Annotated in this window: 8 protein-coding genes; 3 read left to right on the forward strand and 5 right to left on the reverse strand. The window is 72.4% G+C overall.

The window, feature by feature from the left end; genetic code table 11:
- Positions 1–395 precede the first annotated feature (395 nt).
- From TR50_RS16555 to TR50_RS16565, 3 genes are all read left to right on the forward strand, one after another.
- A complete protein-coding gene (locus TR50_RS16555; protein WP_052441046.1) occupies positions 396–1,241 on the forward strand; it encodes a lytic transglycosylase domain-containing protein in 846 nt (281 codons plus the stop codon).
- A gap of 224 nt (positions 1,242–1,465) precedes the next feature.
- The gene (locus tag TR50_RS16560) at positions 1,466–2,677 is read left to right on the forward strand and encodes a permease (protein ID WP_042421451.1); all 1,212 of its coding nucleotides are present in this window, start codon (positions 1,466–1,468) and stop codon (positions 2,675–2,677) included.
- A gap of 207 nt (positions 2,678–2,884) precedes the next feature.
- Positions 2,885–5,008: a hypothetical protein gene (locus TR50_RS16565; protein WP_042421453.1), complete on the forward strand. Its 2,124-nt coding sequence runs from the start codon at positions 2,885–2,887 to the stop codon at positions 5,006–5,008.
- 15 nt (positions 5,009–5,023) lie between these two features.
- Here TR50_RS16565 and TR50_RS16570 read toward each other — a convergent pair whose 3' ends face one another.
- The 5 genes from TR50_RS16570 to TR50_RS16595 all read right to left on the reverse strand — a co-directional run bounded on the left by TR50_RS16570 (position 5,024) and on the right by TR50_RS16595 (position 10,804).
- The gene (locus tag TR50_RS16570; RefSeq protein ID WP_369405745.1) at positions 5,024–5,497 is read right to left on the reverse strand and encodes a molybdopterin-dependent oxidoreductase; all 474 of its coding nucleotides are present in this window, start codon (positions 5,495–5,497) and stop codon (positions 5,024–5,026) included.
- Between the two features lie 175 nt (positions 5,498–5,672).
- A complete protein-coding gene (locus TR50_RS16575) occupies positions 5,673–7,424 on the reverse strand; it encodes a DUF1003 domain-containing protein (protein WP_042421455.1) in 1,752 nt (583 codons plus the stop codon).
- 92 nt (positions 7,425–7,516) lie between these two features.
- Complete coding sequence (locus tag TR50_RS16580; protein ID WP_042421456.1) at positions 7,517–7,900, reverse strand: hypothetical protein; 384 nt, start codon at positions 7,898–7,900, stop codon at positions 7,517–7,519.
- 195 nt (positions 7,901–8,095) lie between these two features.
- Complete coding sequence (locus TR50_RS43580) at positions 8,096–9,841, reverse strand: phospholipase D-like domain-containing protein (RefSeq protein ID WP_063775085.1); 1,746 nt, start codon at positions 9,839–9,841, stop codon at positions 8,096–8,098.
- Between the two features lie 159 nt (positions 9,842–10,000).
- Positions 10,001–10,804, reverse strand: a complete 804-nt coding sequence (locus TR50_RS16595) for a helical backbone metal receptor (RefSeq protein WP_236654445.1) — start codon at positions 10,802–10,804, stop codon at positions 10,001–10,003.
- Positions 10,805–10,852 lie beyond the last annotated feature (48 nt).

Genomic DNA, 10,852 nt, shown 5'->3' on the forward strand with positions numbered 1-10,852 from the left:
GTGCACGGCCGGTCCTTCGTGGGACCAGGCAAGGAGCCCCCCCCGCCGTTCGGCGGGGGCGGCTCTCGGCCATCCGGGGGATCTTCAGCCCTTCCTGAGGCGCTGAGACGCAGGTCACGGGCCTGTTGTGGCGCGTCCCACTTACCAGCGGTAACCCTTGCTCCGTTTGTGAAGGCCGTGTGAGTGTTCACGAGGCAGGCGGTCAGAGAGCCTGCCGGGAGCGCGGCGACCGGTGCCAGAGCACCGACCTGTCAAACGCCGTACCGCTCCCCTGCTCGGTCGGGCGAAGCCCGATGTCGCCGTGTGCGGGACCCATACACAGCGACGCCGTCACCGGCGTTCGCGGGGATTCGTGCGCCCTCGGCCTCGGGCAGTTCCGTCGACATTGGAGTGACATGCGATCCCGCATCCGCCTGAACCTCGTGCAGCTCAACAAGCGCCTCGCCGCGACCCGCCTGAACAGGCGCGTCACCGCCGGCATCGGCGCCGCCCTGCTCGTCACGGGTGCTGCGACCGGCACCGCCGTGGCTCTGACGGGCAACGACTCCAGCACGGTGCACACGGCCGCCGCCGCGAGCACCGCGGCCGCGCGCCCCACCACGAACACCGCGAACCGCTCCGAGCAGCGCGCCCCGCTGGCCAGCCAGTCCGCGCAGGCTGCCGCCGCCGCCAAGGCGAAGGCCGCCGCGGACGCGAAGGCCAAGGCGGACGCCGCGGCCAAGGCGAAGGCCGCCGCCGACGCCGCCGCGAAGGCCAAGGCCCAGGCTGCAGCCCAGGCCGCCGCCAAGGCGAAGGCCCAGCAGCAGGCGCAGGCTGCCGCTGCCGCCAAGGCCGCCGCCCAGGCGAAGGCCGCTGCCGCCGCGAAGGCCGCCGCCGCCGCTGCCGCCGCCAAGGCCGCGCAGCCGGTCTACGCGAACAACCTGAGCGGCTGGATCGCCCAGGCCCAGGCCGTCCTGGCCGCCCACGGCGACCACGTGCCGCCGGCCGCCGCCATCCAGGCCCGCGCCATGACGGAGTCCTCCGGCAACCCGCTGGCCGTCAACAACTGGGACGGCAACGCCGCCGCGGGCACCCCGTCCGAGGGTCTGATGCAGACCATCCAGCCGACCTTCAACGCCTACGCGCTGCCGGGTTACACCGACATCTGGAACCCGGTCGACAACATCATCGCCGCCGTGCGCTACGCGAACGCCACCTACGGCGCCTTCGAGAACATCGCCTACGGCACCCAGGGCTACTGATCAGGAAACCCTGACCCCAGCGGCGGCTTTCATCCCTGTCCGCGCCGCTGGACCAAGGCCGCCCCCGCCTCGTGCGGGGGCGGCCTTGCCGCGTCCGCGCGGGAATCAGGGCCCGGCACGCCACGTGCGACACGGGGCAAGCGTGCGGCATACCCCCATGGGGTAGAGAACGGTGATCGGCCCGTCGGCTCGCACGCACACCGTTCCGCGGAGATGATCACACCATGTCGGTCGTTCACGCCGTGCTCCACGCCCTGTCCATCGCCGGCTCGATGACCTGGGCGATCACCTGGGCCCTGATCCTGGGCTTCCTGCTGTCCGCGATCGTCCAGGCGGTGGTGCACAAGGCGACGGTGGCCCGGCTGATGGGCGACGACCGGCCGCGGACCCTGGCCGTCTCCTCGCTGCTGGGCATGGCCTCCTCGTCCTGCTCCTACGCGGCCGTGGCCCTGGCCCGCTCGCTCTTCCGCAAGGGGGCGGACTTCACCGCGGCGATGGCCTTCGAGATCGCCTCGACCAATCTCGTGATCGAACTCGGTGTGATCCTGGCCCTTCTGATGGGCTGGCAGTTCACCCTCGCCGAGTTCACCGGCGGGCCGATCATGATCGTGGTGCTGGCCCTGCTCTTCCGCCTCACCCTGCGCGCCCGTCTGCTGCGGGACGCCCGCGAACAGGCCGACCGCGGCCTCGCCAGCTCGATGGAGGGCCACGCGGCGATGGACATGTCCGTGAGCGGCGAGGGCTCGTTCCGGCGGCGACTGCTGTCGCGCCGCGGCCTGACGTCCGTCTCCCACGTGTTCGTCATGGAGTGGGCGGCGATCCTGCGCGACCTGGTGCTGGGTCTGCTCATCGCCGGGGCGATCGCGGCCTGGGTGCCCGACTCCTTCTGGCAGCACTTCTTCTTCAGCGGACACCCGCTGCTGTCCAAGATCTGGGGCCCGCTGGTCGGCCCGGTCGTGGCGCTCGTGTCCTTCGTCTGCTCGATCGGCAACGTGCCGCTGGCCGTGGTGCTGTGGAAGGGCGGCATCAGCTTCGGCGGCGTGGTCGCGTTCATCTTCGCCGACCTGCTGATCCTTCCGATCCTCAGCATCTACCGGAAGTACTACGGCGGCCGGATGGCGCTGTACCTCGCCGCCACCTTCTACGCCGCGATGGTGGTCGCCGGCTACGCGGTCGAGCTCGTCTTCGGCGGGCTGGGCCTGGTGCCGGACCAGTCCGAGGCGAAGATCCCGACGGACGGCGTGAGCTGGAACTACACCACGTTCCTCAACATCGTCTTCCTGCTGGTGGCCGCCGCGCTGGTGATCCGGTTCCTGCGCACCGGCGGCCGACAGATGCTGGCCATGATGGGCGGCTCCCCCGACGCCGTGGACCACTCCGCGCCGCCGGCCGTTCACCCTTCGCACCAGGGCAGGCACCACGGCCACGGGATGTGAACCGGCGACGGCAGGTCCGCGCCGCCGGGCCCGGACCGCCGACGGTGCGTCAGCCCACCTGCACGGGCGGTGATCTTCGGCCCCCGTGAGGGCCGCACGAGGGGCCCCTTTCGTGTCGGCGGGGACGCGGCCGACGCTCCGCAGGCCGTTACCCCTATCGTGGGTGCCCACCGCCCACGTCACCGACTCAGCCAGGGACCTCCGCTTATGACCCTCGCTTCCGTCCACAGCACCAGCACCCTCCCGTCACCGCTCTTGTCGCCCGAAGCCCGGGAAGACCTGAACCGCTACGCGGAGGCCGGCGGGTTCACCCTCCGGGCCGAAACCCACCCCTGGTACGCCGCCTTCGCCTCCGTCTCACGCCTGGACGAGGCCCGCGCCGCCTCCACCGTCCTCGCCGAGCTCCGCGGCCACAACGTCCCCGACCTCCAGCAGGCCGCGGAACGACTCGCCGCGCTGCCCGACCTCACCCCGCCCACGACCGTCCGCGAGACGGCCACCGCCGTCGCCCTGCTGCTGCGCGTCCGCAGCACCCTGGAGGTCCTGCGCCCCGACGCGTACGCGGCGGAGGCCGACGCGCTCGACGCGCTCCTCGCCGCCACGGCCACCTCGGCGTGGCGCGCCGAGCGCGGCGTCAGCCAGTCCTGGTGGCAGCGCACCCGCCTCGCGCGCCGCGCCCGCTCCCTCACCGCGTCGCGCGGCGCACGCCGCTCCGAGCTCCACGACGCGCTCGCGGAGACGGCGGCGACCCGCAGCGAGTGGGCGGCCCTCACCGGCACCGACACGCGCCCGGCGCTCCCCGGCGACGCCGCCTTCCTCGACCCCGCCGGCCCCGCCGCGGAAGCGGCCCTCACGGGCCTGGACCAGCTCACGGCGCTGGTGCGCGCCGAGTCCGAGACCGCCCTGGCGGACCTCCCGTTCGCAGAGCTGGTCTCCCTTCTCGACCACCTCGCCAGCGACGAGGGCACCCTCTACCGCCTCCCGCGCCTCCGCGAGCTCCACGACGCGCTGACGGCCCAGGGCCTCGGCGAGCTCCTGTCCCAACTCACGGACCAGCAGGCCGATGTGACGGCCACCGCCGCGGTCATCGCCCAGCGCACCGCACTGGACCCCGAGACAGAGGCCGCCCTTACCGCCCAGCCCTCGGCTGCGCCTGCGGCGGACGCCGAGGTCGAGGTCGAGGTCGAGGTCGAGGCCGACGCTGAGGTTGAGGCGGAGACCGAGCCGGTCGCCGAGGCTCCCCTCGCGACCGAGCCCCTGACTGAGGCCGACGCCGAGGTGGAGGCGGACACTGACGCCGAAGCCGAGGCAGCGCCGTTGGCAGACGCCGAGGTTGAGACCGCGACCGAGCCCCTCGCGGAGGCCGAGCCGCTCGCCGGCATCGAGGGTGAGCCCGAGGCCGACGCAGAGCCGCAGACTCTCGTCGAGCCCGAGGCCGTCACGACCACCCAGCCGGAGGCGTTGGCGGAGACCGACGCCCAGGCGGAGCCGGCGGCCGACGCCGAGATCGCAGCCGAGGCTGAGGCCGAAGCAGAGCCGCAGACTCTCGGGGAGGCTGAGGCCGTCACGACCACCCTGCCGGAGGCGGACGCGGAGACCGACGCCCAGCCGGAGCCGCAGGCCGAGGCCGAGCCGAAGCCGGCGGCCGACGCCGAGACCGAGGCCGAGGCCGAGGCCGGGACCGACGCCGAGTCGGTTGCCGAGGTTTCCGTCGCGACGGAGCCCGTCACGCAGGCCGAGGGTGAGCCCGAGGCCGACGCGGAGCCGCAGGCCCTCGTGGAGGCTGAAGCCGTCACGGCCACCCAGCCGGAGGCGGAGGCGGAGCTCGACGACCAGGCGGAGCCGCAGGCCGCCGCGCAGATCGAGCTCGACTCGGACGCGGACGCCGCCACCGAGGCCGAAGCCCAGCCGACCGTCGAGGCCCAGGCAGAGCCGGTGGCATTCGCCGAGGTTGAGGCGGAGACCAAGGAGGAGGAGCCGCAGGCTCTGGCCGAGACCGCCCCCGCCGCTGAGAACGCGTCCCTCGTCGAGGTCGAGCCCGCGACGACCACCCTGCCGGAGGCGGAGCCGCAGGCCGCCGAGGCCGCCGCGGAGGTCGAGCCGCAGACCGAGTCCCTCGGTGGGGGGAAGCCGGACTTCACGCCGGGCAAGCCGGTGACGGCGTACTCCGCTGCGCAGCTCGAAGCAGTGGTGCGGTGGATCGACGGGGACGGCGTCGACCGCACCGACGACGAGTTGCTGCGTGCGGCGATGAAGGAGCTCGGGTTCTCGCGACTCGGGCCGAGGATCAAGGACGCGCTCGGCGCGGCCGTCGCGGCCGCGCGGGGCTGAGCGGGGGCGGATGCGTCAGTGGGCGGCGGCGTAGCCGCCGTCCACGTGGACGGCGACGACGTGCTGGATGTAGCGGGTGCCGCAGTGGTCCTGCGGCACCACGAGTTGGGGGCCCTGGCGGTCCATCCGCACGCCGTCCACGGTCATCGCGAGCAGCACCGGGAACGCGGAGAACTCGGGGTCGATCTCGGCCCAGGAGAGCAGCGCCCGGTGGCCGTCCGCGCCGCGGACGCAGACCAGGAACCGGGCCCGCTCCTTGCGCGCGGTCGGCGCGAACCGGGGCTCGGCGTCGCGCAGGACGTCGTACAGCAGTGGCCCGGCGAAGGTGTGCTGCTGCGTGCCGCTGGTCGCGCACGCGAAGTCCGCGCGGGCGGTGTGCTCCATCCATGCGCGCAGGTCGGCGGCGGTCAGCTGTCTCGGGCGTCTCAGGTCCCCGGTCATCGCGATGCGACCGGGGGCGGTCGCCTGGGTGGGCAGCGAGGAGTGCAAGGGTGGTCACCTCCGGTCGGCGGCCGCCCGGCCGCCGACCGAACGCTGCCCCACCGTGCCCCGGCCGACACGCGGCCCTCGCATCTGCCAGGGCCGCAGCCGCCCGCACCCAGGCAGCTGCGAGCTGAAGCGCCCCACCGTCTTCCCATTTGAGACGGCGTCAGCAAAGTCGGCCTCAGCCGTCCAGGCGCGCCGCGCGGGCCACCGCCTCCATCGCCGCCGCCTCGCGCGACGTGCGCGGACGCGCGCCGAGCCCGAAGAAGCCGCCCTCGTTGTTGGCCTCGGCGACCACCGCCGCGATCTCGTCCAGGAACGCCCGGAAGCCGGGCAGTTCGGCCGGCGCGACGCGCGCGACCACCGCGGTCGCCGAGTGGATGGCGGCAAGCGCCGGCTGTTCGTAGTCGGCGTACCGGGTGTCCCCCGTAAGACCCGTGTCGAAGGTGCAGGCGGCCGCCAACTCGCGGATGAGGCGCTGGGGGTGGCTGACGCTGGCCTCCCGCAGCAGCTGGACCATGGCGACGATCTCGTCCGCGTCGACATCTCCCTCCGCGAGGGCGGTCAGCACCCCCGAGGCCGTGAGTGCCCGCTGGAGAACGGCCCAGTCCTCGGGGAGGAAGTCCAACTCCCCTGCCCCGTCCGGCCCCACGCTCGTGCGCAGCACCTGGAAGCCCACGTCGGCCAGCACGGTCGGCAGATAGCGGACCGCGTCGACGGCCTGTTCCCTTGCCGGTTCGGAGAGTTGCTCCCAGGACGGGAAGCCGTCGCGCTGTCGGGCGTGCTCCTGCTCGCGCACCCGCTGCTCGTGTTCCAGCCGGGCCAGCACCCGCGCCTCGTGCTCCTCGAAGGCGAGCAGCCCGCCGTCGCCCTCCCCCGACCCCTGCGGCTGGGCCGCGTCCGGGGTGGGGAACATCAGGCAGCCGATCGCGGCCAGGCTCTCGCCGACCCGGCGTGCGTGGCGGCGACCGGCCTCCCGGGACTCCTCCGGGAGTTCGTGCCACGGGCGCAGCGCCGGTCGGACCGCCGGCGCCGGCGCGACCTCGGCGCGTGCCTGCATCCGGCTCTGATGGAGGGCCTGTGCGAGATGCTCGGCGACCTGGGCGGAGGTGTAGTCGGAGAGGCTGTCGATGACGCGGTCCTGCGCGAGCAGCCGCGCCTTCATGCGCCGGCACTCGTGCAGGATCGCCTCGGCGTCGAGGAAGGTCTGCTCCGAGCGGCGGTCGCCGGCCAGGCTCAGCACTTTCTGCCCGACCATGATCACGATCATGAAGACGAGCTGGGCGAAGGTGGACAGGAAGCTCATGAACGCGAACGGGTAGGGGTCGAAGTGCTGCAGGCCGAACTCGGCCAGGCCGATCCACACGACCTGCGTCCCGGCGGCGACGTAGAAGGCCGCCATGCTGCCCAGCCGGCCCGTCAGCCAGGCCGCGATGCGCCCGTTGACGCCCACGACCTGGTCGACGGCCTGGGGTGGGGCCTGTACCCGGTGCCGGCGGATCCACGGGTGCGGGCTGGACTCCAGCAGGCTGGCTCCGCGGCCCAGCGCCCGGTCGTGCCGGTCGAGATGGGCCTGGAGGTCGGCGACCTGAGCGAAGATCGCCTCGGCGTTCTCGTAGGTCTGCACGGCCCGTCGGTCGGCCGCCATGCCCAGCACCCGTTGGCCGACCAGGATCACCGCGCACAGCACGAGCTGGAGGACGTTGTTGACGAAGAGCAGGAACCCGAACGGATAGGGATCCACCCGGTGCAGCGGACCCCAGGTCGCGAGGACCATCCAGCCGCCGCAGAAGGCCAGCGTGAGATAGAGGGCGGGCATCGAGCCCACCCCCTGGGTGAGCGCGGCGGCGATGGCGCCGTTGACCCCCACCCGCTCGTCGGAGATCGTGACCGGCTGCTTGGACTGACCGGTCGCCGGACCGACTTCACTCACACGCGCTCCCGAGGTAGTTCGAAGATCCGTCGCCTGCAATCTATCCGCAGGCGACGACGCCCCGGCGGCCGTCCCTCGGGGGACCGGGTGGGTCAGGTCAGGCGCAGGCGGGTCTCGAACTCGTGCTCCCCGGAGACCCATCCGAGGTCCTGCACGGTGAAGACGCCGGCCAGCAGCGTCCTGGCCTGCTCGACGGCGTCCGCCGGTCCGAGGATGTCGACGTCGACGGGCTGGTTCAGGTGCGCGGGAGCGCTGCGCAGCACGGCGGCGGCCTCGGGCATGGTGAGGAAGGAGCGGGCCCTGCACATCGTGGCCGGGGCGGTGGACGGGCTCGTCGGGGCCGCGGTCATGGGCATCGGCGTCGGCGACATCTCGGCCGTCGCCTGGAACGCCTCCGCGAGGACGGCGAGAACCGCGTCCCCGTCGTGCGGGTCGTGCTCGACGACCTCGACGGTGATCTCAGCTGTGGTGGTCATCCTTACCTCCTCGGCCGCTCCCCCCAGTGAAACTCCGTTTCCGCCCCGGCGCACCTCCCGCGGGCCGGGGACGAGCCGCGGAAAGCCGGGGAAACGGGGAGATCCCGGCCGCGGTCGGCCGGGATCTCCCTGGAGGCGGTGCCCAGTCGGTGCTCAGTCGGTGCTCGGGCGATGCTCCGTCGGTGACCGGGACGGTCAGGAGACGTTGAGCGCCGTGTCGTCGACCACGAAGGAGGTCTGGTACTCGGAGTCCTCCGCGCCGGTGAACTTCAGCGTCACCGTCTGGCCGATGTAGCTCGCCAGGCTGAAGGTGTGCTGCTGGTAGCCGCTCGCCGCGTTGAGGTTGGAGTAGGTGGCCAGCGTGCCGAGGACGGTGCCCGAGCTGTTCAGGACCTGGACCTTCAGCGTGTCGTAGGCCGTGGTCTTGCTGGTCTCGGCGGTGTCGACGTGGAGCCAGAACGAGAAGCCCGCCGTGGTGCACCCGGCCGGGACGGCCACGGACTGGGCCAGGGTGTCGGTGGTGGTGGTGCCGTAGCCGTCCAGCCAGGCGTCGTAGCTGCCGGAGTGCGCCGGCTCGGAGGAGCTGTTGCTGATCACGCCGGAGGAGGCGGTCCACGGCGTGGCGGAGCCGGTCTCGAAGCCGGGGTTGCCGAGCAGCTGCTGCGCGGTGCAGCCGCCACCGCCGGCGGGGCTGACCGTCCAGGTGAAGGACGCCGAGCCGGACGGGCCGGTGGAGTCGGTGGCGGTCACGGTCACGCTGGAGGCGCCGGACGCGGTGGGCGTGCCGGAGATCAGACCCGTCGAGGAGTTGATCGACAGGCCGGCCGGGAGGCCGGTGGCCGCGTAGCTCAGCGTGCCGGTCGCGGTGTCGCTCGCGCTGATCTGCAGGCTGGCGGCGGTGCCGACGGTGCCGGTCTGGTTGCCGGGGCTGGTCACCGTGACGCTGCCGCTGGACGAGCTGCTGCCCATGTCGCTGTTGAACGCCTGCTCCAGACCGCCGACCACGCCGGAGTCGCTGACGATCAGGCCCAGCTCGCGGTTGCTGTTGAGCGAGTTGGAGGAGAAGTTCTCCGAGCCGGCGAACGCCTTGGCGGTGGAGGTGCCGTAGTCGGCGATGATGGCCTTGGCGTGGATGTAGTAGCCGGTCGAGCTGGTGTAGGTCATGACCTGGCCGCCGGCCGCGGTCACCTGGTTCAGCTCGGTGGTGTAGCTGTTGTTCTCGTTCTCGGCGACGACGCGGACCTTCACGCCGCGCTGCTCGTCGGCGACGATCGCGTTGACCAGCGTGGTGTCGCCGAACTCCTCCTCCTCGACGTCCAGGCTGTGCTGGGCCCCGTTGATCAGGCCGAGGATCTGGGTCTGCGAGTCGGTGGGCGACCAGACCAGGTCGGCGCCGTCGGACGGGGTGATGGAGGTCTTGGCGTAGTCGGCGTTGAACACCGCCTCGATCGCGTTGACGTCCGACGCCGTGTTGTCGAAGACACCGTAGTCGCGCGAGGTCGCGTAGTAGGTCGTGTCGAAGTTGCCGGTGGAGATGTAGGACTCCGTGCCGTCGACGGTGATCGTCTTCTGGTGCGTGTAGACGAAGGCCGTCGAGGACCAGGTCACACCGACACCACCGCTGGTGAGGGTGGTGTACGCGCCGTTGTTGACCGAGGTCTGCTTGCCGTCGAGGATCACGCGGACGGCGACGCCGGCCTTCTCCTTGGCGACCAGGTCGTTCTCGAGCGTGGTGTCGCGCAGCTCGTAGATCGTGATGTCGATCGACTTCGTGGCCGAGTTGACGAAGTTGTAGATCGCGCTCTCGCCCTGGTCGGGCAGGACCACCAGCGAGTAGGCGCCGGCGGCGTGCGCGGTCACGGCGCCCGGCAGGATCGCTGCCGTGGCGACCGCGGCGCAGGCCGTGAGCGACTGGATGAGACGACGGCGTACGGCTCTCAATGCGAGCTCCTGATGCGGATAGGGGTGTGGCACGGGAGCGGGACAGGGTGTGCAACGCGCGTAGCACACTCAAGGTAAGTGACTCGCGAGTACATGTCAGGGAGCCGTTCGTGAAATGATGTTGAACGCGGGGCAGACGAAGTCCGGCCGAGCGGCGGCCTATTCCTGGCGCGCGGTGTTCAGCTGCTCCGCCAGAACGGTCGGCGCGTCGCACAACGACGGTCCGTACCACGTGAGATGACGCCCGCTCAGCAGAGCTGCCGGTAGGCCGGGAAACGCCTCCGGGCCGTCGTCGGACGTGAACGCGTAGGGCTCGTCCGGGAGCACCACGAGGTCGGCGCCGCAGGCGCGCAACTCGTCGAGCGGCACGGCCGGGTAGCGCTCGGCGTGGTCCGCGTAGAGCTGGACGAGACCGAGCCGGTGCAGCAGGTCACCGGCGAAGGTGTCGCGCCCGAGGACCATCCAGGGCCGACGCCAGATCGGCACGATCGCCCGCCGCCGCTCCCCCGGAGCGGCAACGGCGTCCCATGCCTGCCGGGCCAGGTCCAGCCACGGCGGCCGGGGCAGTCCGCAGGCGGCGCCGAGCAGCCGGTCCAGGGACCGGAACGCCTGGTCGAGGGTGCGCACCTCGGTGACCCAGACGGCGAGGCCCGCCTGCCGCAGGGCGTCCAGGTCGGCGGGCCGGTTCTCCTCCTCGTTGGCGACCACCAGGTCCGGCCGCAGCGCGGCGATCCGGGCGGTGTCGGGATTCTTGGTGCCGCGGATCCGGACGACGTCCAGGTCGACGGGATGGGTGCACCAGTCCGTCGCGCCGACCAGCAGGCCGGGCGCGGTCACCGCGATCGCCTCGGTGAGGGACGGCACCAGGGACACCACCCGCGTGACGTCGCCGAGGACCAGCACGGTCCCCTGGTCGTCGACGACGGTGCGCTGGCGTGGTTCCCGGGTCGGCGCCGCAGTCATGGCGTCACCGTACCCGGCGGCCCGCCGCGGCGCTGCGCACGCCGCGGC

This window comes from Streptacidiphilus anmyonensis (genome assembly GCF_000787855.1).
GTDB lineage: Bacteria > Actinomycetota > Actinomycetes > Streptomycetales > Streptomycetaceae > Streptacidiphilus > Streptacidiphilus anmyonensis.

Coding starts and splice junctions, on each gene's coding strand:
- TR50_RS16565 (WP_042421453.1), top strand. CDS start 2,885: ATGACCCTCGCTTCCGTCCACAGCACCAGCACCCTCCCGTCACCGCTC.
- TR50_RS16560 (WP_042421451.1), top strand. CDS start 1,466: ATGTCGGTCGTTCACGCCGTGCTCCACGCCCTGTCCATCGCCGGCTCG.
- TR50_RS16555 (WP_052441046.1), top strand. CDS start 396: ATGCGATCCCGCATCCGCCTGAACCTCGTGCAGCTCAACAAGCGCCTC.
- TR50_RS16595 (WP_236654445.1), bottom strand. CDS start 10,804: ATGACTGCGGCGCCGACCCGGGAACCACGCCAGCGCACCGTCGTCGAC.
- TR50_RS16580 (WP_042421456.1), bottom strand. CDS start 7,900: ATGACCACCACAGCTGAGATCACCGTCGAGGTCGTCGAGCACGACCCG.